This is a genomic window from Streptomyces sp. ISL-36, assembly GCF_018614205.1.
In the GTDB taxonomy this organism is placed as follows: Bacteria; Actinomycetota; Actinomycetes; order Streptomycetales; family Streptomycetaceae; genus Streptomyces.
Window position 1 is genome coordinate 17,285 of record NZ_JAGGOS010000081.1, and the last position, 26,344, is coordinate 43,628.

Here is a 26,344-nt window from a genome sequence, read left to right on the forward strand (position 1 = left end):
GTCGCGAGCGGGACTAAAGCCGGACTGAACCGTCGTCCGCGCCCTGCGCGTGGACGACGGTGCCGTCCGCGGCCTCGGGCCCCGCGCCGTCCGCCGGTCCGGTTCCCCGGGCGGCCTCGGCGAGCAGTTCGAAGGAGCGCAGCCGGTCCTCCTGGTCGTGCACCACCGTGAGGGCCATGACCTCGTCGGCGCCGGTCCGTGCGAGGAGCGCGGCCAGCTTGTCGCGGACCGTGTCCGGTGCGCCGATCAGCTGCGGTGCCACCAGCTCGTCCAGGAAGCTCCGTTCGGCCGCGCTGTACGCGTGTGCCGCCGCCGTACGGGTGGAGGGGAAGGCGTCGAAGCGGCGGACCGTACGCATCCGTATCTTGCCCAGCAGGTACGGCGAGGCGACCGCGCGCGCCGCCTCGTCGGTCTCGGCGACCGTGACCAGGACGGAGACGAGCGTACGGGGCCGGTCCAGGTGCGCCGAGGGCCGGAACGAAGCGCGGTAGCGGTCCAGTGCGAAGGCCGAGGCGTGCGGATTGATCTGGTGCGCGAAGGCGTACGGCAGGCCCAGCGCTCCGGCGGCCTCCGCGCTGGCGGGGCTGGAGCCGAGCATCCACAGGTCGGGCCGCCCGTCGGCGGCGGGGACGGCGACGATGCCGGAGTCGGGGTCGCCGGGGGCGAAGTAGCCGCCGAGCTCGGCGATCTGGCGCGGGAAGTCGTCCTCGCCGCGGTCCGGCGACCGGCGCAGGGCGCGGGCGGTGACCGGGTCGGTGCCCGGCGCGCGGCCCAGGCCGAGGTCGATCCGGCCCGGATGCAGGGCCTCCAGGGTGCCGAACTGCTCGGCGACCACCAGCGGCGCGTGGTTGGGCAGCAGGACACCGCCCGAGCCGACCCGCAGGGTGCTCGTGGCGGCGGCGAGCCGGCCGATGAGGATGCCGGGCGCGGAGGTGGCGAGGCTGCGGGTGTTGTGGTGCTCCGCGACCCAGTAGCGGTGGTAGCCGAGGGCCTCGACGCGCGGGGCGAGGGCCACGGTGTCGCGCAGCGCGGCGGTGGCGGAGCCGTCCTCGAAGACGGGCACCACGTCGAGGACGGAGAGCGGGATACGGCCGGGGCTGGTCATCGGAGGACTCCTTGCGGTTCCTGGTGCGGTGGCCTTGCGGGTTCTCTGTGCGGTGGCCTTGTGGTGGCTTTGCGGTGCTTGGTGCTTGGTGCTTGGTGCTTGGTGCTCGGTGCTCGGTGTGTGTTGTGTGGTGCTTGGTGTGTGGCGCGGGTGAGGGAGGGACCGGCCGGGCGCCGCGACGGGGTTCACGGCGCCCGGCCGGAGCTGAGAGGGCGTCAGGCGGGGTCGGCCACCGGCTCGGTCGCGGCGTCCCCCGGGGCCTCGGGAGCCGGGCGCGTACGGCCCGGCAGGAGCAGACCGGCGAGGAAGACGACCACGGCGGCGGCCACGGCCCACCAGAAGGCGTCGCCGAAGGTCTCGACCGTGGGGGTGGCGTGCTCGCCGCCGCCCTGCAGGATCAGCGCGACCACGGCGATGCCCAGCGAGGCGCCGATCTGGTTCAGGATGAACACCGCACCGGTCGCGCCCGCGACCGCCTCGCCCGGCACGGTCTTGTACACGGAGCCCATGGTCGGCGCGCCGACCAGACCCATGCCGAATCCGGTGGCGAGCTGGGCGACGGTCAGCAGCACCTGGGAGGTGTCCGGCCCGGACTGGGTGAACACCAGCGCGCCCCCGCCGATCAGCAGCGCGCCGGTCGGGACCAGGACGCGTGCCCCGAAGCGGTCGGCCAGGTTGCCGGCCAGCGGCATGCCGATCAGCGTCCCGAGGCCGAGCGGCGCGAGCAGCAGCCCGGACTCGAGCACGCTGTGACCGTGGACCTGCTGGTAGTACAGCGGAAGCAGGAAGAGCAGCGAGAACAGGCCGCCGCCGAGCAGGAACATGGTGGTGACGCTGGCGGTGAAGCCCTTGCTGGAGAACAGTCGCAGGTCGAGCAGCGGGGTCTTGTCGGTCCGCAGGGCGTGCACGGTGTAGGCGGCGAAGAGCGCGAGGCCCACGGCGAGGCCGACGAGCACCCGGGTGCTGCCGAAGCCGTGTGCACCGGCCTGGGAGAGGGCGTACACGAGCGCGGCGAAGCCGGGGGAGAGCAGGAACACGCCGACGGCGTCGAGCGGTACCGGGTCTCCGCTCGGCGGCGGGTCGGCGGGGAGCACCTTGATGGCGAGGACGATCGCGGCGAGCGCGAAGGGAATGTTGACCAGGAACAGCCACTCCCAGGACAGGTTGTCCAGGAGCAGGCCGCCGACGATGGGGCCGACCACCGGACCGAGGGTGATCGGGACGGAGATCAGGCCCATCACCCGGCCGATCCGCTCCGGGCCCGCGGCCCCCGCGACCACGGTCATCATGATCGGGTCGATCATGCCGCCGCCGAGGCCCTGCAGCACACGGAACGCGATCAGCGACTCGGCGTTCCAGGCGAAGGCGCAGAGCGTGGAGCCGATGAGGAAGACCGTGAGGCCCAGCAGCCACATGCGCTTGGCACCGAAGCGGACGAGTGCCCAGCCGGCCAGCGGGATGGCGAGGGCCACGGCGAGCAGATAGCCCGTGGTGACCCATTCGATGGTGGCGAGCGTCGCCTTGAACTCACCGCCCAGGGTGCTGATCCCGACGTTGACGATCGTCGCGTCCAGGTAGGACATCATCCCGCCGAGCACCATCACGCCGAGCAGCGTGAGCAGGCCGGAATCGAGCCGGGCGGGGCCGCTCTCCGCTGTCTTCGTTACAGACACGGCAACTCCTTTGAACTCTTGTGCGCATCAGATTGAACTGGGTAGTTCATTTTTATGGCTGGGACGGTAGCATGGCCCTATGAGCGTTGGCGAGACCCCGAAAACGACAGCGGCCCCGGTGGACCGGGGCCGGATGGACAAGCGCCGGGCCATCGTGGAGGCGGCCCTGCGGGTCTTCGCCCGCGTCGGCTACAGCCAGGCGAGCCTCGACCTGATCGCCACCGAGGCGGGGGTCGCCAAACCCACGATCTACAACCACCTCGGGTCGAAGGAGAACCTCTTCCGGCACGTGATGACCGAGACGGCGGCCCGGTCCAATGCCAAGACCCTCGACGTCCTGGAGGCCTTCCCGACCGACCCGGACGGGCTGCGGCCGGGCCTGGAGGACGTGGCCCACAAGCTGGTCGACTGCTACTGCGACGAGCAGTCGGAGTCCGTACGCCGACTGCTCTACGCGGAGGCGGTGCGGTTCCCCGATCTCTTCGACGAGGTCCGCGCCAGCGGCCCCAACCAGTTCACCGACGCGCTGGCCGGGCGGCTCGCCCGCCTCGCCAACGCGGGGCACCTGCGCATCGAGGACCCCGAGCGGGCCGCCAACCAGTTCATCGCCCTCGTCTACGAGGAGCTGCCGGGCCTGAGCGCGCTGGGCACCCGGCCGCTCGACCCGGAGCAGGTCCGGCGCGTTGTCACCGCGGGCGTCGACACCTTCCTGCGCGCCTTCGGGGCCGACGCCCCGACATGAGATCGACGGACCGGCCGACCGGTCGGCCCCCGGCCCGGGCGCATCCGGGCCGGGCGTCGCCGGCGTCAGCGGCTGATCCGCTCGTACTCCCCGCGGAAGAACAGCAGCGGCTCCCCCTCCCGCGACGCGTCGAGGCGGAGCACCCGGGCGACCACGATCACATGGTCGCCGGCCGGGTGCTCCGCCTCGATCGCACACTCCAACCAGGCCAGCGCGCCGTCGAGCACCGGTGTGCCACCCGGTGACTCGCTCCACGGCATGCCCCGGAACTTGTCCGAACCGCGCGTCGCGAGCCGCGTCGCCGCCTCCCGCTGATCCGCCCCCAGGATCGTGATCCCCAGGAGATCGGCCGCCCGGATCCGCGGCCAGCTGGAACTCGTGTGGGCGACACAGAAGGAGACCAACGGCGGGTCGAGGGAGACCGAACAGAAGGAGTTCGCGGCCAGCCCCGCCCGCTCGCCCGTCCGCGGATCCGCCGACGCGACCGCGACCACCCCGGTCGCGAACCGGCCGAGCACGCTGCGCAGACACCGGGAACCGCCCAGCTCGGCCGCCGTCCCGCCCATGGACGCCCCGCTCACGACCGCACCCCCGACCGGGTGCCCGACCGCGCGTCCCGCGGCGCGTCCGGACGCCCCGCCCCGTACCGCAGCCGGGCGAACTCCCGGGTCAGCGCGATCCGCTGCTCCTCGTACCCGCCGCGCATCCGCAGCACCGAGAGCAACGTCCACAGCCGGGTCTGCGCGAAGAACGTGGGCGATCCGTGCACGTCGTCGTGGTTCAGGAAGCGCGCCGACCGGACCCGTTCGCGCAGCAGCCGCGCGTCCCCGGGCGGGATGATCTCGTCGCGCAGACTGGTGACATGGGCGACCGGGATGCGCAGCGCCGACAACTCCTCCGGCGCCAGTGCCCAGTCCTTGACCAGCCCGTAGACCTCCTCGGGCGTCGTACGGGCCAGATGGGCCAGCGTGTCGGTCGTGATCCGGGGCACCGAACGCTGCCACTCCGTATCGGTGAAGAAGTCGTGCAGCGGCGCTCCCGCCCCCACCACTCCCTTGATCCGGTCGTCGGACAGCGCGGCCCGCAGCGCCAGATGGCCGCTGAAACTCAGTGCCAGGGCGAAGGTGCGGGACGTGTCCGCCCGGTCCGCGACCGCGTCCAGGACGGCGGAGAACATCCGGTGTGCCTGCGCGTCGTACGGCAGTGTGTTCTCGCCGACCCCCGGCATCTCGGTCACCACACCGGCGAAGCCGAGCTGTCCGAGCTGGAGCAGCACCGGCGCCCACTGCTCCTTGACGGACACGATCCCGCCCGTCATCACCAGGAGCGGCTTGGGGTCCCGCGCGTCGAGGCCGGTGGTCCAGCAGCGGACCCGGCCCTCGGGCAGTTCGACGTCCAGCCGCCGCACGGCGGGAAAGTCGTCCGCCCAGCGCTCGAAGGCGGCCGTACAGCGCTCCAGGGCCGTGGCCCTGGCCGTGCCGTCCACGAACGGGAAGCGCGCCATGTTGTAGTGCACGGACGCTTCGAGCAGCCGGCCCTCGGCGGCGAGCCGGGAGGCGTCCGCGCTCCACTCGTACACCCAGGAACCGGGCGTGCCGTTCTCGTCGTGGTGGATCCGGTCGAGCAGCGGGTCGTAGTGCTCGGGCGGCAGCCCCTGCGACCGGGTGTGCGCCACCACGAAGTTCTTGAGCTCGCCGATGTCGTTCCCGACAGCGTCCCCGCGGTCGTTCCCGATGTCGTTCTCGCGGTCGTCCCCGCGGTCGTTCGTGTCCTCGTCCCTGTCGTCGTTCATACGCTCTCCAGTGCCTCCTTCACCTCGGTCAGCACGTCGGCGGCCTCCGCGCCGTCGATCGCGCGGTGGTCGAACGCGAGACTCAGCCGCAGCACGGGCGCGACGGTGATCTCCCCGTCCCGGACGACCGGCCGGTCCAGGATCCGGCCGACCCCGAACGTGGTCGTCGTCCCGCCCACCGAGTGGAACGAGTCCACCGCGCGGTGGCCCAGCGAGGTCACCGAGAACGTCCCCGTCAGATGCGGCCGCAGCGCCAGCGAGGCGGCGGCCTGACGGAAGGCGCGGCGCCCCTCCGCCCACGGCAGCCGGTGCAGCTTCCGGATGCCCTCGAAGTCCTCCAGGCGCTCGGCGTCCCCGTCCCGTATCCGTTCCAGATGCGCCTGGATCGCGGGCAGTTCGGCGTCGTGCAGACTCGGTACGACGGTCCCGAGGACCACCCGCCGGCCGTCCAGCGTCCGGTCGAGCGCCAGCTTTCCGTTGACGAACGGATAGTGCGCGATCCGCGGCCGGCGGGGACCGCCCTGGATGGCCGCGTTGGCGTCCGGATGCTTGGCGAGCACCCGGCCCGCGGCTCGCAGGACGTACGAGGTCGTCCCGTACCGAACCCCTTCTCTGGCCACGGCCTCGGCGCGATGGGCGAGCACCCGGCCCATGTCCACCTCGGTGTCCAGGAAGACGGGCGAGAACGCGCGGATCTCCTCCAGGAAGAACAGCGTGTGATGCCGCTGGCGCGGCATCGGCCCGCCCTTGGGGTCCGTGCCCGTGCCCGTGCCCGTGCCCGTGCCCGCGCCCGGGCTCGTCACGGTGTCACCGCCAGCCGGTAGAGCGCCTCCAGGCTCGGCGCCTCCAGGACGTCGGCCAGGGACAACGGCCGTCCCGTCTCCCGCTCCAGCACCGTGCACAGCGCCAGCAGGTGCACGGAGTCCCAGGAATCGACGGTGTCCAGACTGCGGCCGAGATCCTCGACCTCTACGGACAGGGCCAGTTCGTCCTGCAGGAGCAGGACGAAGTCCTCCACGGTCTTCACGAGGCGTTCCCTTCCGGAGGGGCGGTCGGATGCGCGGTCTCGAACCGCGCCGTCAGACGGATGTGGTCCACCGGCCCCGGCAGCGTGTCCAGCGTGTGCCGGTACACCGCCGACTCCGCGTCGGAGGCCACGGTGACGAAGCCGGAACGCGGATAGAAGTCCGCGACCTTGGTGTTCTTCGCGGTACGCCGGTATGCGGCGCGCACCTGCCCGGCGCCGCTCTCCCGGGCATGGCGCAGCACGGCGGCGAGCACCGCCGTCTCGATGCCCCGCGAGAACACCCGGCAGCTGAGCAGGAAGTTGTCGATGTGCAGGGTGTCGTCCTCGCGGCGCAGCAGCACCGCGCCCACGAGACCGTTCTCCCCGAACCGGTCGGCCGCGGAGATCGTGAGCACCGCGCCCGCCGGGTCCTCGGCCCGTGCCCGTACCTCCGCGGGTTGCAATCGCCCGGTGGTGAGGTTGAACTGGTTGGTCCGCAGCGTCATCTGGGACACGCGGGCGTACTGGGCGGGCTCCGCGGCGGCCAGGGTCACCGAGACGTCCAGCTCGCGCAGATAGCCCTCCAGCGACTCGAACGTGTCCAGGAAGTCCTGCCGGGCCTGCTCCTGCCGGTACCGCTCGGGCCGCGCGAAATCCTCCGAGGTGAGCTGCCGTACGTCGAACCAGCCCTCGGCGAGCAGCCGCCGCACGTGCGAGGCGGGCTCCTCGTCGACCTGGATCACGGCCACCCCGGGAAGCTCATGGCGCACCAGACCGCACTCGAAGGGGCTGTCGTCGACGAAGACGATACTGTCCACGCCCACATTGAGTTCGCGCGCCAGCTCCCTCAGGTTGTCGTGCTTGGGCAGCCAGTTGGCCCGGATCTGGACGAAGTCCTCCTCGCGGAGCGCCAGCTCGGGGTGCTCCCGCAAGGTCTTGACCACCGGCTCCTGGTCGTTCTTGCTGACCGCCGCGAGCAGGACCCCCTGGGAGCCGAGCTGCTTCGCCACCCGCTGGAAGCGCTGGAAGGCCTCGCCCCGGTAGCCGCCGCCCGTCGCGATGCCCTCCTGTCCGACCTCGCCGAGCACCCCGCCCCACACCGTGTTGTCCAGGTCCAGGGCCAGCACCTTCTTGCCGCCGCCGGCCGACTGCCGGGCCAGGTGCCCCACTTCACGGGCGTACCCGGCGAGCAGCGCGTCCGACAGATGCGCCTTGGCGTACACGCTCTGCCGGACGTCACGGGCCGGCACGCCCTCGGCGAGCAGCGGATCGAGGTCCACGGTCACCACCTCGGCCCGCTCCTCGGCCAGCCGCAGCAGCCGGACGTTCGCCTCCCGCCACACGGCTCCGAACCGGGCCCTGGCCCGCAGGTCGATCAACTGCGCGGTCAACTCGCGGGGGAGCGCAAGGGTGTTGAGGACGAGAGTGCCGCCCTGCGCGGCTGTGGCGAAGACGGCGGCGGCCCGCTCGACCAGGGCCAGCTTCTCCGCAAGGACCCGTTCCACGTCCGACACCTGCCAGGGAACCGGAAGTTCGTCGGCGACGACGGCAGGGTCGAGCACGCAGAGCACGAGCGAGGGCCGGGCCGCGTACAGCGGGCCGGAGGGATCGACGAGGTCGAAGACCCAGCTGTCGAAGTCCGAGAGCCGGACGCGGGCGAGGAGACCGTGTCGGGCGAACTCGGCGGTGAGCGCCGGGACGAGGGCCGAGAGGATGCCGTGCCCGGTGACCGCGACGAGCGGCGCCGGTACCGCCGGATGCGCGGCGAGGACCTCGTCCGGGTCCAGGCGCGCGAGCAGCCGCCCGTACCGGACCAGTTCCTCCTCCCGGGCCCGGGCCAGCAGCCCCCGAACCTCCGGATACCGCGCCGCCAGCTGCCCCGCGCGGTGCAGAGCCGTCAAGGAGGCCGCCGCGGCATCCGCTGTCGCGTCTGCTGCCGGCTCTGCCGCTGCGCCTTGTGTCGACGAGTCCGCGACCATCTCAGTTCCCCTCCAGCGCGAAGCCGGACTTGATCCACTTGCTGGACTCGATGGAGATCCCGACCGCCCGGCGCCCCGGCCCGAGCGGACCGGCGAGCGCCCGCTCCAGCTGGAGGAAGACGATCGCGTTGCCGCTGTTCCCGGCGTCGTCCACCACGGAGACGTCCTCGGCGGCCGGCAGCGCCAGCCGCCGGGAGATCAGCCGGGTCATCCGGCCGGACAGCTGCGGCGGCAGCAGCAGATCGACGTCCCCCGGCTTCCAACCGGCCTCGTCGAGCAGCTCGGCCAGCACCTCCTCGGCCATGACGGGCACATGCTCCTCGATGGCCTTGTAGTCCTCGCTCGCGGCGGGCCGGTCGGGGTCCGCCTCCCGCTCGCCGGGACCGAACCACTCCAGGACCGCGCCGGGCTCCCGGCCGAGCCCGACAAGACGGGTGAACAGCGCCCGCACCCGGGCCGAACCGGGTCCCGGCTCGGTGGCGAGGACCGCCGCCCCGGCCGCGTCCCCGAACAGCACGTAGTTGACCAGCTCGGCTGGGGCGGCCTTCTTCAGGTCGGTGGTGACGTCGTAGAAGCGGGCGATCACGTCACCACCGAGCACGAGCACCCGGCGGCCGCTGCCGCTCAGCAGGATCTGCCGGGCGACGTCGAGCGCCTGCACCGCGCCCGAACAGCCCGACTGGAGCTGGAAGGTGCGCACCTGGTCGATGCCGAGGCGGTCCGCGACGATGTTGACGGTGGCCGGCATCAGCCGGTCCGGGGTCGCCGTGCCGAGCACGACGGCGTCCACGTCGGCCGCGGTGAGGCCGGCGGCCTCCAGCGCCCGCCGCCCCGCCTCCTCGGCCAGGTCCGCCAGCGAACTCGTGATCCTCCCCGATTCCAGATCCAGCGCCAGATGGCGCGACCGGGTACCGATGAACGCCTCGACCCACTGCTCCCACAGCGGATCCATGCCGAACCGCCGGGCCAGCGCGGCGTTGTCCACGGCTGGTCCCGGCAGCGCGGAGGCCGCCGACAGGATGTGTACGTCCCGACCGGTCATGAGTGCCTTCTCCTCGTAGCGTCGCCGAATTTCCGGGTGCCGAATCCGGGTGTCAGTCGGACAGCAGGATCCGTGCCTCGGCGGACGCCCGTACGCCGGTCATCCGCCACTTCCGGAAGCCGGTCAGGCCCTCGTAGCGGCCGCTCGTGCCGGTGGCGGGGTAGTACACCCACTCACTGGTGCGCACATCGTTGAAGTCGGCCCACCCCTCGGCGTGGATCGTGCCGTCGTCCAGGGTGATGTCCTCGGTGTAGTACGTGAGCAGGCCACCGTCGCCCGGGCGCACGTACTCGATCCGGAACGAGCCGTGCGAGGTGCCGATGAGCTTGCCCGACTCGTCGAACAGCTCGTCGTCGAAGGTGCCGGTCTGTCCGATCCGGGGATCCGACACCTCCACGTCGTCGACCACCTTGACGACGATCTCCTTGGGCACGCGGATCACGATCTGGTCTGCCATGGGCTCGATTCCTCTCGGTCGCTCGGTTCACCGCGACGTCATGCGCCGCGACTTCATGCGCTGCGATGTCATACGGTCCGGGGCGGAAGCGCCCCGGCGATCAGGGGTGGCCGGTCGGGACTGGTCCCCGGACCGGTGAAGGGGTCGGTGTCGCCTCCGTACGCGGGGCCGTCCCCGTGCGCGCCACCGGGCGTGTCGGACGAAGGGAAGAACACCTCAGTGGCGGACTCGTCCGTCCGGGTCAGCACCGCCCAGAAGCTGCCGCGCGTCCACGTCCCCGTGTTCAGCGGGTCGTTGTCGGCGAAGGTGTACGGGGCGTACTGCCGTCCGGTCGGGTCGGGCTGGGTGAACCGCCCCCAGAACCCGTTGTAGAGGTGGTGGTCGAGCACGTGCGCGCTGCGCAGCAGCTGGTACGCGCCCCGGTACCGGAAGGGGTTGACGGCGGCCGCCGGACCCGTCGCCGTCACCGCGCCGTGCGGCGTGTAGCGGTACCGCGCGGCCAGAGCCCCCTGCTCGTCCAGGAGCGCGAGCACCGAGCCCTGCTGGTCCGTCACGGCCCAGTACTGCCGTCCGTCGGCCGTCAGGACCGCGAGCAGGGTGCCGTCCGGAGTGCGGACGAAGTCCGTGGGCGTGCCGTCGTCCCGGACGCGGACCACGCCCACCTGGCTGTGGGTCAGGACATGGGTGACCGTGCGACCGTCGACCGTGGTCTCGGTGATCCGGCGAGGCGTCTCGTGGCCGAGTCCGTCGTAGGCGATGTCCACCACCCGCTGTCCGCCGAACACCCCGGTGAGCGTCTGCCGGGTGATGCTGTACGCGAACGAACCGGTCGGGTTCTCCTCCTCGACGAAGTTCCCGGCCCCGTCGTAGGCGAACGTGGTCCGGCCGAACAGCGTCACCTGTCCCGCCTCGTTGAGGGTGAACCGGACGTCTCCCAGCCGCACGAGATGGTTCGCCTCGTCGTAGGCGTACTCCACCTCGCCCGCTCGTACCAGCCGCTTCAACTCGTCGTACGCGTAACCGGTGAACTCGCCGTCCACGACGGTGTGCCGGAGCACGTCGCTGTCCGCCCCGCCGCCCGCGCAGTAGCCGTACTCGAGGGTGAGCAGCACCTCCCCGGACCTGTTCCGCACCGTCAGCGCGGTCCTGCGGCCGGAGGCGTCGTAGGTGACGTCCTGCACGGCCGGGCCGAAGTCCACGGAGGTCAGCCGGCCCGCCGCGTCGTGCGAGAGCAGCGCCGTGGCGCCCACCGGAGTGGTGACGGACGCCGGACGGCCCGCCGCGTCGTGCGTGTAGCGGGCCGTACCGCCGGGCGTGGTCAGTGTGGTGAGCAGGCCGTCCGCGTCATGACCGGCACGGATCTCCTCCGACCCGGCGTCGTCCGTGCGCACCGCGGCCGTCAGCCGGTCGCCGGCCGCCGTACGGACCCAGTCGAAGGCGTAGGACCAGCCGGGCCCCGACTTGCGGACGGTCCGGCCGAGCCCGTCGTGGGTCAGCGCGATCAGGGTCTCGCCGGTGTCCTCGTCCGTCACCTCGACCGGCCTGCCGGCCGCGTCGTAGCGGTACCCGCTGGTGCGGCCGTCGCCGTCGGTCACGCCCGTGATCCGGTTCAGCGCGTCGTACCGGAACGCGGTGGTGCCCAGCGGGGCGGGCGGAACCACCCGCGTGAGCCGGCCCGAGGGGTCGTAGCGGAAGGCGGTGGTGGCACCGTTGCCGTCGGTGAGCCGGGTGAGCCGGCCGTGGCCGGGGTCGTACGCGCGGGTGTCGAGCGGAGTCCGCCGGCCCGCCGCCCGCGTGGTGACGACGCGGCCCGTCTCGTCGCGGTGCAGCACGAGTTCGTTGCCCGCGGGGTCCCGCAGAGAGCTGGGCAGCCGGGGGTGGGACGGGTCGTTGTAGGCGGCCGAGAAGACCCCATGGGTGGGCAGCCGCAGCGAGACCGGCCTCCCCTCCTCGTCGTAGCCACGCACCAGCGTGCCGCCCGCCGCGTCGGTCGACCGGGTGGGCCGTCCGTCCGCGTCCCATTCTTGGTGCGCCGTGTGGCCCAGGGCGTCGGTCACCGAGATCCGCCGCCCGGCGGCGTCGAACACGTGCACCGTGCGGTGCCCGGTCGGTCCGGTGACGGTCGTACGGCCCTGCTCGTAGGCGAAACCGATGACGACCGGTCCGTCCGGCCCGGGCCAGCTCACCGACGCGACGGCGGACCGCTCGTCGTAGGCCAGGCGCACCGGCTCGCCGTCCGGCGGGGTGATCAGCACCAGACGGTTCTGTTCGTCCCAGCCGAGGTCGGTGACGGCCCCGGCGGCGTCCCACTGCCGTACGATCCGGCCCGCGGCGTCGTACACGAACGCGGCCGCCTGGGCGCCCGAGGGGTCGAGGACCTTGGTGAACCGGCCCTCGCCGTCCCTGTGCAGCGTCGTGACCCGGCCGTGCGGCCCGGTGACCGTGACCGGCTCACGGCTCCGGTCGATCGTGGCGCCCTCGCCCACGGACAGGGCCCAGCCCGGGCCGAAACCCTCGTCGAGACGCGCGTGCCCCCGGTGCTCACGCAGCAGCCGCAGATGGCCGCCGGCACCGGCCACCACCAGGTCGAGCCGGCGCAGCACCGGTTCTCCGGACGCCAGATCGACGAGCAGTTCCGTCCGGTCCCCGAGCGGCAGGCGCCGCACGGCGCGGCGGACTTGGCTGTCCGGAAGCGTGGGCACGGGCGACTCCTCAGGAGCGGGATGGGCGGTCGAGCCGGCCCGGCAGGAAGCCGTCCGGCGGGACGCCAGGCTCACTCCGCGCTCTAAAGCACGCCTAAGGCCGAACCGCAGGGGGCTCGGATCGCCGGCATGAAACTTCTGTTACACATGCCTGGAGGACGGAACCTTTCTCCTAGGCTGGCGGCGGGCCGAGTTCGCTTCCGGGCCCCCGTTGGGAAGGAGACGCGTCATGGCCGCCCGCATCGCTGACGCAGGGCCGTTACCCACCACCGTCCGTACGGCAGAACTGGACCGTCTGGAGCGCACCCTGGAGACGGCGCGGAAGGGCCGCTCCACGACGTCGGAGGTCGCCGGAGACCCCGGCACCGGCAAGACCCGGCTGCTGACCGCCCTGACGCGCAGAGCCGAGGGCCGCGGCGCCCGGGTGCTGCGCGGCCGCTGCTCCGAGGTCGAATCGGCCGTGCCGTACCGCCCGTTCATCCAGGCCTTCTCCACCTGGCAGGTCGCGGAGATGCCCGGTGGGGCACTGCCCCAGGCGGACGCGCTGATCCGGGCCCTGGCCGACGGACCGGACGAGGCCCCCGACGACGTCGGCAGCCGCTGTCGCTACTACGCCGAGCTGCGCCGCCTGATCGGCGCCTGCCTCGCCACCGAACACGGCCCGGTGCTGCTTGTCCTGGACGACTACCACTGGGCGGACGCCGGCACCGCCGAACTCCTCGAGACGCTGATCCACTGGCCGGTGACCGGGGGACTGGCCGTGGTGGTGGCCCACCGGCCCCGGCAGATCCCCGCCGGTGTACGGGCGCCCCTGCACGACGGGGTCGAGCAGGGAATCGTCGATCTCGTCGAGCTGCCCGCCCTCGACCTCGCGCAGAGCGCCGCCGTCCTGGGTGTCGCCCCGGACGACCCGAGCCTCGGCGACCGGCACGAACGCGCCGCCGGAAACCCCCTCTACCTGCTGGCCCTCGCCGCGGCCGGAGCGGCCGCCTCCGAGGAGGGCGCCGCCGGAGCCCTCGACGCGGCCTCCGCCACCACCCACGACAGCGGTGTCCGGGAGGCCGCCTCCTTGTCGGCCGCCTCCTTGTCGGCCGGGACCTGGTCGGCGGCGACCTGGTCGGCCGGCGGGCTCGCGGTACGCCTGCACGCCGAGATCACCCCGCTCGACGCGCTCACCCGGACGGTCCTGCAGGCGGCGGCGGTGCTCGGCGACACCTTCACCGTCGACGCCGTGTCCCAGGTGGCCGGCATCAACCGGACCCGGTGCTGCGCGATCCTCGGCGACCTGCGCCGCCGTGACCTCGTCCGGCCCGCCGCCGGACCGGGACTGCTGACCTTCCGTCACTTCCTGCTGCGCCAGGCCCTGTACGACGGAATGGACGCCTGCTGGAAGGCGGTCACCCACCAGCGGGCCCTGACCTGCCTGCGGGCCCAGGGCACCCCCGCCACCGAACTGGCCCCGCACATCGAACGTCTCGGCTCCGGCGCGGACTCCGCCGACCGGCGCGACCTCGCCACCGCCGCCCGCACGGCCCTGCACCTGGGCCGGCCCGATGTCGCCGCGCGCTGGCTCACCCTGGCGCTGCGACTCGACCGCGCCGCGCGGGCCGACCGCGCGGCGCCGCCGGACACCGCGCCGGTGGCCGAGGAGCTGTGGCAGTCGGTGGTCCAGCATCTCGCGGCGGCGGGCGACGCCGAGCGGGTCAGTCTGCTCGTACGGGAGATCCTGACCGGCCGGGCGGGCGAGCTCGGCCCCGGCCGGCCCGAGACGGTGGCGTACCTCTCCGGCGTCCTGGCGGCTCTGGGCAGGGACGAGGAGGCACAGACGCTGATCGCCGCCGAACTCTCCGTCGAGGCCGTCGACCGGTCTCCGGACGCGGTCGCCCTCCTCCACGTCTCCCAGCAGGTCGCCAAGGTCCTCGCCGGCCAGGTCCCGGCCCGCGCCGACGTCGAGGCGCTGGTGCGGCGCACGGCCGACGCCGCTCCCGTCACCCGCGCCGGGGCGCTCGCCCTGCGCGGCATGTGCGCCGTCGTGGCAGGTGACACGTGCTCCGCCGAATGGGCACTCATCTCCGCCGCCCAGACCCTCGACGAACTGGACGACGGCCGCCCGGCCGGAGAGCAGGAGAGCACCCTGCTGCTCCTGCTGAGCTGGGCCGAGGCGCTGATGAGCTGGTACGGCCCGGCACACGGCCACGCCGAGCGGGCGCTGGCCGCCGTACGCGCCAGAGGCGACGCGCATCTGCTCGCTCCGCTCCTGGACACCCTGGGCTATGTCCACTACCAGTCCGGCCGGATGCCGGACGCGCTGACGGCGGCCCAGGAGTGCAGGGACGTGGCGAAGGCGGCGGGCCGCAGCGACCATGTCGGACTGTCGGACGCCATCACGGCGGCGGCCTGGGCCCAGTTGGGCCGCCGCAACGCCTCGGCCCGCGCCGCCCGCCCGCCCGCGGGCGATCCGATGGTCTCGCCGCGTACCCCGCTCAACGCCCTCCTCCAGGCCGAGGCGTATCTCGCGGCCGGAGACGGCGAGGCCGCGTTCGCCCTGCTGCTGCCCCGCCGCGAGGCCTGGCGGGTCTCGGAGCCGGTCGCCGTGCTCGCCGCCCGCGGCTACGAACTGCTCGCGGCGGCGGCCGTCACGGCAGACCTGGAGACGGTCGGCGTGGAGGCGGCGGACGTGGCCGAGTGGGCGGCCCACTCGGCGGACGCGGCCGCGGCCGTCGGGATCGCCGAGCAGAGCGGCCACGCGCTCCTGGCCCGCGGCCACGCCCTGCTCAGCAGGCGGCAGACGGCCGAGGCGGCCCAGTGCTACGAGGAGGCCGTCGAGCTGCTCGGCGTGGACAGCCCGGCCGGCGCACGGGCCCGGGAGCTCGCCCGCGAACGGGCGAGGGAGCTGGCCGGGGACCCGGCCCGGCGACTCGTGGGCGCGTTGGCGGAGCTCACCGTACGGGAGAAGGAGGTGGCGGCGCTCGCCGGGGAGGGCTGCAAGACCAAGGAGATCGCCCTGCGGCTGACCGTCAGCCCCCGCACCGTGGACGCCCATCTCACCCGTATCTACAGCAAGTTGGGGGTGAACTCGCGGGCCGAACTGGCCCGGCTCGTCGCGCTGGCCGGCTGAGGGAGGGCGACCGCGGTCGCCAGCAGGCCGCCTCCCGCCGCCCACCGGCCCTCGAACGCGGCCACCTCACGGCCGCCGATCCGAGGCCCGGGCACCAGCAGCGCGGCCCGGAAGACACCGCGCTCGGGGTCGAACACGATGTCCGCCTCGTGGAAGTCGAGCAGGCGCCCGGTCAGCGGGAACCACGCCTTGTACACGGCCTCCTTCGCGCTGAACAGCAGCCGGTCCCAGCGCAGTCGGGGACGGTCGGCGAGCAGGGCCCGGATCCGGTCCCGCTCCCTGGGCAGCGAAACCGCCTCCAGCAGACCGGACGGCAGCGGTTCGTCGGTCTCGGCGTCCACGCCGAGCGCCGCGCCGTCCTGCTGCCTGGCCACGACCGCCGCCCGGTAGCCCCGGCAGTGCGTCATACTGCCCACCACACCGGTCGGCCAGGTCGGCGCCCCCCGCTCGCCCGGCACCAACGGGCGGTACGGGACGCCCAGTTGGCCGAGGGCGAGCGAGGCGCAGTGGCGTACGGTCGTGAACTCGCGGCGCCGCGATTCCACGGCCCGCGCGATCACCGCCTCCTCGGCAGGGAGCAGCCGGGCATGGGGCGGATCTCCGTACGCCTCGGCCGACACGGCCCAGGCCGGCAGCAGTTCCCGTATCACGTGGTCTCCTTCACGGGGTCGTGGTGGGCCGCCAGGATCAGCCGGGGCCCGGCGGGCCGGCCGCCGCCGCGGCGACGCCACTCACGGGGATAGCCCATCGACACCTCCTCGAAGCGGACGCCGTCGTGCCAGGTCGTCCTCGGGATGTGCAGATGGCCGTAGACGACGGCCGTGGCGCGGAACCGCACATGCCAGTCGGCCGTCGCCCCGGTCCCGCACCACAGGGCGAAGTCGGGGTGGCGCAGCACCCGGGTGGGCTCGCGGACCAGCGGGAAGTGGTTCACCAGAATCGTGCGTACGTCCGGCCCGAGCGCGTCGAGACGGCGCTCGGTCGACTCCAGCCGGGCCCGGCACCAGTCGCCCGCGCCCGCGTACGGCTCCGGGTGGATCAGGGCCTCGTCGGCGCAGACCACCCCGTGGGCGGCGGCCAGCTCCAGCGCCTCCCGCTCGTCGTGCACCCCGGGCTGCCGGAAGGAGTAGTCGTACAGCAGGAACAGCGGCGCCACGGTCACCGGCCCCCGAGGCCCCTGCCACACCGGGAAGGGGTCCTCGGGCGTGACGACCCCCATCGCCCTGCACAGGCCCACCAGGTGCTCGTACCGGGCGACGCCCCGCAGCGTGACCGGGTCGCGGGGATGCGTCCAGAGTTCATGGTTGCCAGGCACCCAGACGACCTTGGCGAACCGTTCGCTCAGGAGCCGCAGGGCCCGCTCGATGTCGGAGACGATCTCCCCCACGTCCCCGGCGAGAATCAGCCAGTCGTCCGCGTGCCGGGGCCGCAGCGCTTCCAGGGCCGCGTCGTTCTCCTCGTACGCCACGTGCAGATCGCTGATGGCGAGGAGACTGCCGCCGCTCATGCGCCCGGCGGCAGCAGGCCGCGGACCAGCTCCGCGACGGCTGCCGCGTGCTCGGTCGGGAAGAAGTGCCCGCCGGAGAAGACCCGGAGGTCGAACGGGCCGCTGGTGTGCTCGCGCCAGGCCCGCACCTCCTCCGGCGAGGCCTCCGGGTCGCGATCGCCCGCCAGCCCCACGACCGGGCAGGCCAGCGGGGTCCCCATGGTGGGCTCGTACGAGGCCAGCGCCCGGTAGTCGGCGCGCAGCACCGGCAGCACGAGGCCCAGCATCTCCTCGTCGTCGAGGAGTGCGGCACCGGTGCCGCCCAGTGAGCGCACCTTGGCGATCAGGGCCCGGTCGTCGCTCAGCCGGTCGGCCGCCGTCCGGGGCCGGGACGGCGCCCGGCGGCCGGAGAGCAGCAGCACGGCCGGCCCGCCGCCGGGGGCGCCCGCGAGGCGTACCGCCACCTCGTAGGCGAGCGACGCGCCCATGCTGTGCCCCAGGAACAGCCGTGGCCTCGGGCGCGGCCCGTCCTCCCGGGGGAGGAGCGCCGAGGTGATGCGGTCGGCGAGGGCATGGAGGTCCTCGGCCGGTTCCTCGCGGTGACGTTCCTGCCGGCCCGGGTACTGGACCGCCCGTACCTCGACGGCCGGTGTCAGCAGGCGGGACAGCGCGAACCAGTAGGCGGCCGAGCCACCGGCGTGCGGGAAGCAGACCAGCTCGGCGGCGGCGTCGGCGGACGGGTGGAACCGCCGCAGCCACGTCTCCTCCGTCTCCTGTGTCTCTCGCGTCTCCTGGCGCATGGTCAGCCCGCCAGCGGAAGGTCGAGGAGCCGGTCCGAGGTGAGGATCGCCTGGTGGAGCCGGCGCAGCGAACGGCAGGGCTCGAGACCGAGTTCGGCACGCAGTACCTGCTGGGCCGAGCGGTAGACCCGCAGGGCCTCGGCCTGCCGGTCCGAGCGGTAGAGGACCAGCATCAACTGGCGGTAGAACGACTCGCGCAGCGGATACTGCGCGATCAGCCCGTGCAGCAGGCTGATGACCTCACGGTGCCGCCCCAGGGCGGTCCGCGCCTCGACGGACAGCTCCAGGCAGTCGAGCCGTTCCTCCTCCAGCCAGGTGGCGAACGCGGACAGCGCGGGCCCCTCGGCGGTCCCGTCCAGCACCGGTCCCCGCACGAGCAACAGGGCGCGCTCGAAGGCCTCCAGAGCCGCCTCGTACTGCCCCGCGTGCTGCCGTGCGCGACCCGTACGCATCAAGTCCTGGAAGTCGTCGACGTCATAGCCGGCGCCGTCCAGGCGGAGCATGTAGCCGGACGGCTTGGTCACGATGGCGTCTCCCCGGTGATCGCCGGCGGTGACGAGGAACTTGCGCAGCTGGGACAGGTAGACGTGGACGGCGGCCGATGCCCGGCGGGGCGGCGCTGTGCTCCACAGCTCGCAGACCAGTTGCTCCTTGGTGGTGACGCGTCCGGCCGCGATGAGGAGCGTGGCCAGCGTCATCTCCATCTTGGGAGCGCTGAGGGAGTGGGTGGCCGCTCCGTTCGAGACGAGAAGCGGCCCGAGCAGTTCATAGCGCATCGGACACCCCGTAGATAGGGGGAACACGCTTTCGTGTCCCCTCCGGCCTCACTCTCCGAGGACTTGGCCTGTCCACGCATCGGGGAAAGTACGTACGTATGGTGTTTGGCTGAATTCACGCGCTCTTTGGCGGCGTGATCCCAAGCCGCCGTCCGTGCCGGCATCCTGCCCTCTGCCAGCGGATTTGGCGGGGCTTTGGCGGCATCGCGGAAGCTCAGGGGATGCCGCCGTACCTCTTGCGCTCGCTGAGAGCCCTGGGGGAGTGGATCACCGCCGCAGGCCTGATGTGGCTTCCCCCGCCCCTACCCGCCCCGCCCTGCCTCGCGGAGCCGCCCCCCGGCCACCCGGAACGCCTCGGCCCGCCCGGCGCACCCCTGACCGCCCTCGAACGCAGTCTCCGCGAGGACCTCCCGGGCTGGCCGTGACCCCGAGCCGTCAGGCGAGCCTGACCACCGCCTTGTGCGTGGCGGCGAGTGTTCCCGGAGTGATCCGCAGCTGGAGCGCGGCGCCCGTCGCCAGCACCTGGACCGTCGGGTCCTGGGACAGCACCGCCGAGACAGGCCGGTTCCACGTCAGGTCGATCACCGCCCCGTCGCGCAGGGGACCGGAGACGCAGATCGTCGCCGTGGTGCCGGACTCGCGGATCAGTACGCAGGCGGGGGCGCCGACGGTGACCTCGCCGACCGTGCCGCCGAGCCAGAAGTTGATCCCCGTGAAGCCGAGCGTGGGCACACGGACGCCCTGCTGCTCGTTGGCGTTGGCGAGGACGGTGAGCCAGCCGGTGTCGGCGGCGCGTGCGGCCGTCTGCGCCTGGCTCGCGCCCGGCATCAGGACGTAGGAGTACGCGGCCCAGGTCGGATCGGTGCCGTGGTCGAACCAGAGGGTGAGGTAGCGGCGGGTGACCGGATCGGTCACCGCGCCCTTGTTGATGTCCGACCATGCGCCGGTGCGGGCCTGGCGCAGGGCCTTCAGGGAGGCACCGCCACCGGGGAAGACGTAACCCGCGTGTCCGGCGAGATGGGCCCACCGCGCCCCGGCGAGGGTGGCGCTCCAGCCGAGCGTGGCGGGCTGGACCGTGCCGTCGACGGTGAAGGCGTGGCTGCCGGTCTCACCGAGGTTGCGGTTCTCCACGACCGATTCGACACCGGTGCCGTCGCGGCCGTGGATTCCGGCGCCGAGGCAGACGACCGCGTCGTCCAGGAAGAACCAGGACTTCTTGGCCAGGAGCGTGGAGGACAGTCCCTTGAGGTACTGCCCCACGGCCGCGTACGTGCCGTCCGTCGTCCCGCCGACCCAGCGCACGTCGGGCCGGGCCGCGCCCCAGGTGCCGCCTTCACCGTCGGCGAGCGGCTTGCGGGAGGCGGTGGTGCCGGGCAGCCGGTAGGGGTCGACCGTCGGCCAGAAGTTGTCGCTGTACTGCCCGTTGGCGAAGTCGTCGCCCCACCAGGAGAGCATGCCGGAGCCGCTGTGCCAGGCGCGCAGGTTCTCGCCGTTGCCGTTCTCGTAGTACGTGATCCGGTTCGACGCCATGGAGAGCGAGGCCGCCCAGCCGGCGCGGCGGTGCACGGCCCGGTCCATGCCGGGGAAGAGACGGTGACCGGACGGCTCGGGACTCGCCGCGGTCGTACCGTCGTCGACGGCCTTGAGGCGGGCGAGCGCGGAGACGCCGAGCGCGGGACTGGCGAGCAGCGGGCTGTAGTAGTCGCGGGCGATCCAGCCCTTGACCATGCCGTCCCAGCGGGCCTTCTCCGCGGTCGACGCGCTCTGCGCGAGCAGCGCGACGCAGGCGATGATCGCGTGGCCGCGCAGGTGGTCGTCCTGACGGACACCTCTGGTGTCCGTCTTCTGCACCCCGCGGCTGATCGCGCGCCCCGAGACGGCGTCCATGGCGAGGCCGTTGAAGAGGAAGGGCGCGTACGCCTTCTCGACGGAGTCGAACACGACCTGCCGGCCGCCGTCCGTGACCTCCCACGCCGAACCCTTGAGCAGTGCGAAGAGGAGGGAGAGACCGCCGAGCATGACGGCGCCGTACGAACCGGCGTAGGGGACGTAGGTGTGCTGGATGAAGCTTCCGTCGGCGTAGAGCCCGTCGCCGGACGTGACGTACGGGAAGACCGGCGAGAGCGCGTCGCGGGCGAGGGCCAGCTTCGCGGCGGACTTGCCGATGACACCGCGCAGCGCGAGCACCCGGCACAGGTCGACCCGGTTGGCTCCGGTCGAGGTGCCGGAGTAGTTCGCGACCGCGCTGTCCGGCACGAACTGGTCCACGGCGGCGCAGTGTTCGTCGATGCGGGCCGAGCCGAGGTGGTCGTAGAGCAGCACGTCGATGTCGAGCAGGGCCTGCGGGATGCCGATCTGCCAGCTGTACCAGTTGCCGTAGCGGGCCTGGCCGGCGTGGTAGGCCTGATCGTGGAGATGGTCGAGACCGGCGAGGATGTCCGCGCGCAGACCGGTGTCTCCGGTGAGACCGGTGCCGGGCTGGGAGTACGCCTCGGCGAGGGTGCGCAGCCGGTTGTAGCTGGTGTTGAGGTTGCCGGAGTACGTGTACGACTCGGCATCCGTGTCCGGCTCGGGGTCGGCGTAGGGCAGGTCCGGCCAGAGGGAGCCGCCGGCCGGGGCCATGGAGGAGCGCAGATCGCGGGCGGTGGCACCGAGCGAGGCGAGTTTCGAGGCGAAGGGCTCGGCGGCCGGAGCGAAGCCTGTCCCGAGGAGCAGGTCCCGCCACTTCAGGCGCAGCGCGTCGTAGGCGTCGGCGGCGTGGGCGGGTGTCGCGGCGGCGGGCAGCACGACGGGCACGAGGGCGGCGGCGCCCAGCGCCGCGCGCAGCAGGGCGCGTCGGGACAGCAGGGAAGCGGGGACGGAGGAGAGCAGGGGGGAGTGCATGGCGGAGCAGACCTCCTGGGGGATGAGCGCCTGGCGGCGGGCGCTGTGGCGGACAGCATGCCCCGGACAGAAAGCGATTGCTACCCCCGGGGAGCGAGGCACGCCGGGAGCCGTACGTTCGCCTAACGGGGCCCGGACGGGCGAATGGGGGCCGAACCGCCGGGCGGGGGGCGGTGTCGTCACGAGGCCCTCCGCCGGTGCCCGTGAGTATCGGGGGATGAGTGTCGTCCTGCCGGTCCTGTTCTCGTTCTTCGCCGCGTTCAGCAACGCGCTGGCCACCGTGCTGCAACGCCGCGCCGCGCTGACCGTCCGTCGGTCGGACTCGTTCCGCCCCGGCCTGATCCTCGATCTGCTGCGGCGCCCGCTCTGGCTGGCCGGCATCCTCGCGGTGGTCGCCGCGGGGGCCGGGCAGGCAGCGGCCCTGGCGACCGGGCCGCTGACGCTCGTCCAGCCGCTGTTCGTGCTCGAACTGCCGCTCGCCCTGCTGATCGCCTCGCTGTGGGCGCGGGAACGGCTGCCCGCCCGTCTCTGGCTCGCTGTAGCCGGGGTGGTCGCGGGGATCGGGGTGGCTCTTGTGGCCGCCTCGCCGGCCGGGAACCGTACACAGGTGCCGCTCGACCGTTGGGTTCCGGCGCTCGTGGCCTGCGGCGTGGGCGTCGTGGCGCTGGCGGCGGCCGGACTGGGGAAACCACCCGGACGTGCCCGCGCCGGCTGTCTCGGGGCCGCGACGGCCATCTGTTACGCGCTCACCGCGGCGCTGATGAAGGTGTCCATGCACATCCTGGACGTGGGCGGCCTGGTCGCCTTTCTGACGACCTGGCAGACGTACGCCTTCGGCGCGACGGGGATCGCGGCTCTCCTTCTGCTCGAACACGCCATGCAGGGCGGACCGCTGGTCGCCTCGCAGCCGGCGCTGACCCTGGGGGACGCGGCGGTGAGTCTCCTGCTGGGCATCCTGCTGTACGAGGAACACGTGCGGGCGGGGTGGTGGCTGCTGCCGCAGCTGGTGGGGGTCGTCCTGATCGTCCTCGGGGTGTTCGCGCTGGCGCGCAGCGGGGTCGGCACGGCGTAGCGACGACTGCTCCGGCCGAGGACGCGAGCGTCCCGGACGACTCGCCCGGGACGGGGGCGTCGAAGGTCCGCCGGGCCGGCGGACACGACAATCGAGACACCCAAGACGATCGAGACGCGACCTCCCCGAGACGCGACCTCCTCCCCGAGACGCGACCTCCTCCCCGAGACACGACCTCCCCGAGACACGGAGATACGCCATGGAGATCCTGGAACCGCAGCCGACCACGAAGGCTCCCGCCGACTGGTTCACCGGCGATGTCTGGTTCGACGTCATCTACGCCGGCCGTGAGCCGTCCCGCATGCGCGCCAACATGGTCCGCTTCGCACCCTGCGCCCGCACCCACTGGCACTCGCACGCTCTCGGGCAGACGCTGCACATCGTCTCCGGCACCGCCCTCATCGGCACCCGGGACGGCAGGATCATCGAGGCCTTCCCCGGCGACACGATCCACACGCCGCCGGGCGAGGAGCACTGGCACGGCGCCACCCCGGACCGGTTCATGGCGCACCTCGCGTTGTGGGAGGGCATCGGCGAGGGCATCCCGGAGACCACCTGGCTCGAGGAGGTCGGCGACGACGTATACACCGGCCCACGTATCAGCGCCAGCTGAAGCGCAGGGGAATAGGCCCCCGGCACCCGTCGTTCTCGCTGCTGAAGCGGTCACCGTCGATGCCCCCATGCCGGTGACCGAGAGCTCCGAGCAGCCCTCCGGAAAGCCATGCCCAGTGCCCGAAGCGTTCGCAGCGCGCTAGCCGCCCTCGGCGTGCTGACCGTGCTCGTCGGCTGTTCCGCCGTGACCGGCGGCCCCGGTACCGCCGAAGTGTCCACCGCCGTCGTCGGCTCGGCCTCCGCGTCCCTGTCCGAGGCGCCCTCGCCGACGCCGCTCCCGTCCTCGCCGACGCCGCTCCCACCCTCGGCCGCACCCCCGGCCGCCGCCCCGGCCCCGGATCCGGAACCGAGCAAGCGGCGCCTGACCGCGGAGGTGGCCATACCGTCGATCGACCTCACCGACCTGCGGGTCGTGCCGTACGAGGGAACGACCGACGACCGGGCAGGCACCCGGATACAGGACCGGGGCGTGGCCGCCAGCCCCTACGGAGAGCGGGGCGGAGTCGGCCCGGGCGAGATCGGCAACTACCTGGTGACCGCCCACCGGCTCTCCGCCGGCGGCCCCCTGCGCGACCTCCCCTCCGTGGACGTGGGCGACTCCGTCTTCGTCACGGCGGGGGACACCGTTTACGAGTACAAGATCGTCGAGACGCGGACGACCTCCTTCCGCTCCGCCCGCTCCCTCGCGGAGCAGCGGGCCGCGGTTCCGGGCGAACCGGGCGAGAAGCCCACCCGGGCCATGATCACCCTCTCCACCTGCGCGACGCCCGAGGACGACGCCGCGGGGAACTTCTGGCGCGACGCCCAGGGCAACCCCGAGCACCGCATCGACAAGATAGGCGTCCTGTCCGCGACCCGACCGTCGTAGGCCGCGCGCACAAGCGGGGAGCAGTTGGCCGGCGGCGAAGTTTCGCAGCACGACGTCCAGCGGGGTTCCGTCCAGGGTCAGCTTGCCATCGGACCGGGCGCGTACCTGGCCCACCTCGCCGATCCTCAGGTCGAGCCCCTGCTCGGCCATCGCCTCCTGGACGGCGCGCATGAGTCGTCCGTACGCGGCGACGGCGCCGTTCCCCTCGATGAGGCCGATTACCGGCTCCGCGCCGCCGGACAGGACCGGCCGGGCCCTGTCGCGCAGGACGGCCGCCATCCGGGCCGCGATGTCGACGTGGGCGAGGCCGTGCTTCCCGGCGAAGTCGGCGAAGGCCGGCGTCCGGAGCAGTGTCCGGTTGAAGACGGCCATCTTGGTGCCGCCCACCTCGCTGCCGAGGTTGAACTCCAGGAGCTTGTACGACGTGTCGTCGTGGTAGACGTCCGCGCGGCCCAGCTTGTCCGGGCGGCCCGAGCCGGCTCGGCGGAGCAGGGCCGCGTGGCGCGGATCGAGCCCGATCTCCGCCGCGTACCGCTCCATGTCACCGTCGAAGAGTCGCTGCGGAAGGGAGACGAGGAGATCGAAGAACCCCTCCAAGTCCTGGGCCAAGGCGTCGAGTTCCGGGCCGTACGCGAACCAGGGGCGGGGCAGCAGATGGGAGCGCCAGGCCTCGGCGAAGGCCGGAGGGAACTCGGCCCGCGCGACCGCGTCGCCCGGCCCGCCGTCCCCGCGCAGGCACTCGTCCACGTACATCCGGCTCAGCTCGCTCATCTGCCTCGGCTCGATTCGGTGAAGGAGTCGCGTACGGAGGTCAGTCGACCACGCGTGGGCGCCCCCTCGGGCGGAAACGCCCCTCGCACCGTTCAGCCCGTGCGGGTGGCGGGCTGGCTCGTGCGCGTGGCCGTGCGGGCGGCGTGCCCGTGTCCCGCCGCCCGGCGCCACGGGGGGTGCCGTCACCCGCTTGCCGCTCCTCCGGTTGCAGCTAATGTCGATATATAGGCCACATGTGCACCCTCGCTCCCGCGCCCTCCCGGTGAAGGAAAGGGGCCGCACGGAAGGAGCCTCCGATGACCCGTACATTGCGGGGCGCGATCGCCCTCGCCGGAGCCGTAGCCCTCTCCCTGGGAGCGGTGGCGACCAGCGGCGCTGCGGACCCGGGCGCGGACAGCGCGGCACAGGGCGAGGTGAAGATCGGTCTGCTGCTGCCGGAGAGCAAGACCACGCGGTACGAGAAGTTCGACCGGCCCTACATCGAGGCCAAGATCAAGCAACTGGCGCCCGGGGCGCAGATCGACTACTACAACGCCGCCGAGAGCGCGACCACCCAGCAACAGCAGGTGAACACCGCTCTCACCAAGGGCGACAAGGTGCTCATCCTGGACGCCGTCGACGCCAAGTCGATCCAGTCCTCCGTGCAGAAGGCCCATGACGCGGGCGTGAAGGTCGTCGCGTACGACCGGCTCGCCCAGGGCCCCGTCGACGCCTACGTCTCGTACGACAACCGCAAGGTCGGCGAGTTGCAGGGCAAGGCGCTGCTCGACGCGCTCGGTGACAAGGCCAAGAGCGGCCAGATCGTGATGCACAACGGTTCGCCGACCGACCCGAACGCCGCCGAGTTCAAGGCCGGCGCCCACTCCGTCCTCGACGGCAAGGTGAAGATCGGCAAGGAGTACGACACCCCGAACTGGGACCCGAACAACGCCAACCAGCAGATGTCCGGCGCCATCAGCGCGCTCGGCAAGGAGAACATCGTCGGTGTCTACTCGGCCAACGACGGGCTGGCCGCCGGCATCGCCACCGCCCTCAAGGCGGCCGGCATCAACGTGCCGCTGACCGGCCAGGACGCCCAGCTCGACGCGATCCAGCGGATCCTCCTCGGTACCCAGACGATCACGGTCGAGAAGCCCTACAAGCCGGAGGCCGAAGCCGCCGCGACGATGGCGGTCGATCTGGCGGAGGGCAAGCAACTGCCCGAATCCCTGACGCCCACCACCGTCACCAGCGGCAGCGGCCAGAAGGTCCCCGCCACGCTGCTGACACCGGTCGTGGTCACCAAGGACAACATCAAGGACACGGTCGTCAAGGACGGTCTCTACACCGTCAAGGAGATCTGCACCCCGACCTACGCCCGGGCCTGCGAGGAGGCCGGTCTGCGGTAGCCGCGCTCCGGGCGGCCCGGCGGTGAGGCGACGCCGCCGGGCGAGGCGCCCGGACGAGCGGTTGAGATCCGG

At 72.7% G+C, this 26,344-nt stretch carries 23 protein-coding genes; 8 read left to right on the forward strand and 15 right to left on the reverse strand.

All coding sequences use genetic code 11. The features are described 5' to 3' along the window. Window positions 1-13: 13 nt before the first annotated feature. Window positions 14-1,105, reverse strand: a complete 1,092-nt coding sequence (locus J7E93_RS21095) for an LLM class flavin-dependent oxidoreductase (RefSeq protein ID WP_215071478.1) — start codon at window positions 1,103-1,105, stop codon at window positions 14-16. Window positions 1,106-1,320: 215 nt separating this feature from the next. Beyond that, a complete protein-coding gene (locus J7E93_RS21100) occupies window positions 1,321-2,778 on the reverse strand; it encodes a DHA2 family efflux MFS transporter permease subunit (RefSeq protein WP_215071479.1) in 1,458 nt (485 codons plus the stop codon). Window positions 2,779-2,857: 79 nt separating this feature from the next. Between J7E93_RS21100 and J7E93_RS21105 the strand changes: the two genes are divergently transcribed. Beyond that, window positions 2,858-3,520 (forward strand): TetR/AcrR family transcriptional regulator, encoded by a 663-nt coding sequence (locus J7E93_RS21105; RefSeq protein ID WP_215071480.1) that lies wholly within the window; start codon window positions 2,858-2,860, stop codon window positions 3,518-3,520. Window positions 3,521-3,585: 65 nt separating this feature from the next. Here J7E93_RS21105 and J7E93_RS21110 read toward each other — a convergent pair whose 3' ends face one another. The 8 genes from J7E93_RS21110 to J7E93_RS21145 all read right to left on the reverse strand — a co-directional run bounded on the left by J7E93_RS21110 (window position 3,586) and on the right by J7E93_RS21145 (window position 12,498). Beyond that, a complete protein-coding gene (locus tag J7E93_RS21110) occupies window positions 3,586-4,101 on the reverse strand; it encodes a flavin reductase family protein (protein ID WP_308368733.1) in 516 nt (171 codons plus the stop codon). Further along, window positions 4,098-5,312, reverse strand: a complete 1,215-nt coding sequence (locus J7E93_RS21115) for an alpha/beta hydrolase (RefSeq protein ID WP_215071481.1) — start codon at window positions 5,310-5,312, stop codon at window positions 4,098-4,100. The genes J7E93_RS21110 and J7E93_RS21115 overlap by 4 nt, the downstream gene beginning before the upstream one ends. Beyond that, entirely contained in the window at window positions 5,309-6,049 is a 741-nt protein-coding gene (locus tag J7E93_RS21120; protein ID WP_215071533.1) for a 2-oxo acid dehydrogenase subunit E2, read from the reverse strand. Before J7E93_RS21120 ends, J7E93_RS21115 begins: the two co-directional genes overlap by 4 nt. Before the next feature lie 62 nt (window positions 6,050-6,111). Further along, the gene (locus J7E93_RS21125; RefSeq protein ID WP_215071482.1) at window positions 6,112-6,339 is read right to left on the reverse strand and encodes an acyl carrier protein; all 228 of its coding nucleotides are present in this window, start codon (window positions 6,337-6,339) and stop codon (window positions 6,112-6,114) included. Beyond that, on the reverse strand, window positions 6,336-8,297 hold the full coding sequence (locus J7E93_RS21130) for an HAD-IIIC family phosphatase (protein ID WP_215071483.1): 1,962 nt from the start codon (window positions 8,295-8,297) through the stop codon (window positions 6,336-6,338). The genes J7E93_RS21125 and J7E93_RS21130 overlap by 4 nt, the downstream gene beginning before the upstream one ends. Before the next feature lies 1 nt (window position 8,298). After that, on the reverse strand, window positions 8,299-9,339 hold the full coding sequence (locus J7E93_RS21135; protein WP_215071484.1) for a 3-oxoacyl-ACP synthase III family protein: 1,041 nt from the start codon (window positions 9,337-9,339) through the stop codon (window positions 8,299-8,301). Between the two features lie 52 nt (window positions 9,340-9,391). Continuing rightward, complete coding sequence (locus J7E93_RS21140) at window positions 9,392-9,796, reverse strand: hypothetical protein (RefSeq protein WP_215071485.1); 405 nt, start codon at window positions 9,794-9,796, stop codon at window positions 9,392-9,394. A 68-nt stretch (window positions 9,797-9,864) separates the two neighbouring features. Beyond that, on the reverse strand, window positions 9,865-12,498 hold the full coding sequence (locus J7E93_RS21145; RefSeq protein ID WP_215071486.1) for a DUF6531 domain-containing protein: 2,634 nt from the start codon (window positions 12,496-12,498) through the stop codon (window positions 9,865-9,867). 229 nt (window positions 12,499-12,727) lie between these two features. Here J7E93_RS21145 and J7E93_RS21150 point away from each other — a divergent pair, with 229 nt between their 5' ends. Next, complete coding sequence (locus tag J7E93_RS21150; protein WP_215071487.1) at window positions 12,728-15,616, forward strand: AAA family ATPase; 2,889 nt, start codon at window positions 12,728-12,730, stop codon at window positions 15,614-15,616. On the opposite strand, the gene J7E93_RS21155 is transcribed toward J7E93_RS21150, so the two are convergent. The 4 genes from J7E93_RS21155 to J7E93_RS21170 are packed head-to-tail and all read right to left on the reverse strand — an operon-like array spanning window position 15,553 to window position 18,678. Next, on the reverse strand, window positions 15,553-16,266 hold the full coding sequence (locus tag J7E93_RS21155; protein WP_215071488.1) for a 4'-phosphopantetheinyl transferase superfamily protein: 714 nt from the start codon (window positions 16,264-16,266) through the stop codon (window positions 15,553-15,555). The two genes, J7E93_RS21150 and J7E93_RS21155, sit on opposite strands and share 64 nt — an antisense overlap. Continuing rightward, window positions 16,263-17,123, reverse strand: coding sequence for a metallophosphoesterase (locus J7E93_RS21160; RefSeq protein ID WP_215071489.1), 861 nt, complete (start codon window positions 17,121-17,123; stop codon window positions 16,263-16,265). Before J7E93_RS21160 ends, J7E93_RS21155 begins: the two co-directional genes overlap by 4 nt. Continuing rightward, the gene (locus J7E93_RS21165) at window positions 17,120-17,902 is read right to left on the reverse strand and encodes a thioesterase II family protein (protein WP_215071490.1); all 783 of its coding nucleotides are present in this window, start codon (window positions 17,900-17,902) and stop codon (window positions 17,120-17,122) included. Before J7E93_RS21165 ends, J7E93_RS21160 begins: the two co-directional genes overlap by 4 nt. A 2-nt stretch (window positions 17,903-17,904) precedes the next feature. Continuing rightward, on the reverse strand, window positions 17,905-18,678 hold the full coding sequence (locus tag J7E93_RS21170; protein WP_215071491.1) for an AfsR/SARP family transcriptional regulator: 774 nt from the start codon (window positions 18,676-18,678) through the stop codon (window positions 17,905-17,907). 221 nt (window positions 18,679-18,899) lie between these two features. Here J7E93_RS21170 and J7E93_RS37250 point away from each other — a divergent pair, with 221 nt between their 5' ends. After that, entirely contained in the window at window positions 18,900-19,103 is a 204-nt protein-coding gene (locus tag J7E93_RS37250; protein ID WP_285440937.1) for a DUF6059 family protein, read from the forward strand. A 10-nt stretch (window positions 19,104-19,113) separates the two neighbouring features. Here J7E93_RS37250 and J7E93_RS21175 read toward each other — a convergent pair whose 3' ends face one another. Continuing rightward, window positions 19,114-21,561, reverse strand: a complete 2,448-nt coding sequence (locus J7E93_RS21175; RefSeq protein ID WP_215071492.1) for a polysaccharide lyase 8 family protein — start codon at window positions 21,559-21,561, stop codon at window positions 19,114-19,116. Window positions 21,562-21,778: 217 nt separating this feature from the next. Here J7E93_RS21175 and J7E93_RS21180 point away from each other — a divergent pair, with 217 nt between their 5' ends. The 5 genes from J7E93_RS21180 (at window position 21,779) to J7E93_RS21200 (ending at window position 26,272) form a co-directional block, all read left to right on the forward strand. Then, the gene (locus J7E93_RS21180; RefSeq protein ID WP_215071493.1) at window positions 21,779-22,633 is read left to right on the forward strand and encodes a DMT family transporter; all 855 of its coding nucleotides are present in this window, start codon (window positions 21,779-21,781) and stop codon (window positions 22,631-22,633) included. A gap of 199 nt (window positions 22,634-22,832) precedes the next feature. Further along, a complete protein-coding gene (locus J7E93_RS21185; RefSeq protein WP_215071494.1) occupies window positions 22,833-23,246 on the forward strand; it encodes a cupin domain-containing protein in 414 nt (137 codons plus the stop codon). A gap of 108 nt (window positions 23,247-23,354) precedes the next feature. After that, window positions 23,355-24,113, forward strand: a complete 759-nt coding sequence (locus tag J7E93_RS21190; RefSeq protein WP_215071495.1) for a class E sortase — start codon at window positions 23,355-23,357, stop codon at window positions 24,111-24,113. A 24-nt stretch (window positions 24,114-24,137) separates the two neighbouring features. Next, a complete protein-coding gene (locus J7E93_RS21195; protein ID WP_215071496.1) occupies window positions 24,138-25,112 on the forward strand; it encodes a hypothetical protein in 975 nt (324 codons plus the stop codon). A 68-nt stretch (window positions 25,113-25,180) separates the two neighbouring features. Continuing rightward, entirely contained in the window at window positions 25,181-26,272 is a 1,092-nt protein-coding gene (locus J7E93_RS21200; RefSeq protein WP_215071497.1) for a sugar ABC transporter substrate-binding protein, read from the forward strand. Window positions 26,273-26,344 lie beyond the last annotated feature (72 nt).

Bases quoted from the DNA above. Each gene is read 5' to 3' on its own strand.
- J7E93_RS21095 (WP_215071478.1), bottom strand. From the start codon at position 1,105: ATGACCAGCCCCGGCCGTATCCCGCTCTCCGTCCTCGACGTGGTGCCC.
- J7E93_RS21105 (WP_215071480.1), top strand. From the start codon at position 2,858: ATGAGCGTTGGCGAGACCCCGAAAACGACAGCGGCCCCGGTGGACCGG.
- J7E93_RS21115 (WP_215071481.1), bottom strand. From the start codon at position 5,312: ATGAACGACGACAGGGACGAGGACACGAACGACCGCGGGGACGACCGC.
- J7E93_RS21120 (WP_215071533.1), bottom strand. From the start codon at position 6,049: ATGCCGCGCCAGCGGCATCACACGCTGTTCTTCCTGGAGGAGATCCGC.
- J7E93_RS21130 (WP_215071483.1), bottom strand. From the start codon at position 8,297: ATGGTCGCGGACTCGTCGACACAAGGCGCAGCGGCAGAGCCGGCAGCA.
- J7E93_RS21135 (WP_215071484.1), bottom strand. From the start codon at position 9,339: ATGACCGGTCGGGACGTACACATCCTGTCGGCGGCCTCCGCGCTGCCG.
- J7E93_RS21140 (WP_215071485.1), bottom strand. From the start codon at position 9,796: ATGGCAGACCAGATCGTGATCCGCGTGCCCAAGGAGATCGTCGTCAAG.
- J7E93_RS21150 (WP_215071487.1), top strand. From the start codon at position 12,728: ATGGCCGCCCGCATCGCTGACGCAGGGCCGTTACCCACCACCGTCCGT.
- J7E93_RS21160 (WP_215071489.1), bottom strand. From the start codon at position 17,123: ATGAGCGGCGGCAGTCTCCTCGCCATCAGCGATCTGCACGTGGCGTAC.
- J7E93_RS21165 (WP_215071490.1), bottom strand. From the start codon at position 17,902: ATGCGCCAGGAGACGCGAGAGACACAGGAGACGGAGGAGACGTGGCTG.
- J7E93_RS21170 (WP_215071491.1), bottom strand. From the start codon at position 18,678: ATGCGCTATGAACTGCTCGGGCCGCTTCTCGTCTCGAACGGAGCGGCC.
- J7E93_RS37250 (WP_285440937.1), top strand. From the start codon at position 18,900: ATGCCGCCGTACCTCTTGCGCTCGCTGAGAGCCCTGGGGGAGTGGATC.
- J7E93_RS21175 (WP_215071492.1), bottom strand. From the start codon at position 21,561: ATGCACTCCCCCCTGCTCTCCTCCGTCCCCGCTTCCCTGCTGTCCCGA.
- J7E93_RS21180 (WP_215071493.1), top strand. From the start codon at position 21,779: ATGAGTGTCGTCCTGCCGGTCCTGTTCTCGTTCTTCGCCGCGTTCAGC.
- J7E93_RS21185 (WP_215071494.1), top strand. From the start codon at position 22,833: ATGGAGATCCTGGAACCGCAGCCGACCACGAAGGCTCCCGCCGACTGG.
- J7E93_RS21190 (WP_215071495.1), top strand. From the start codon at position 23,355: ATGCCCAGTGCCCGAAGCGTTCGCAGCGCGCTAGCCGCCCTCGGCGTG.
- J7E93_RS21200 (WP_215071497.1), top strand. From the start codon at position 25,181: ATGACCCGTACATTGCGGGGCGCGATCGCCCTCGCCGGAGCCGTAGCC.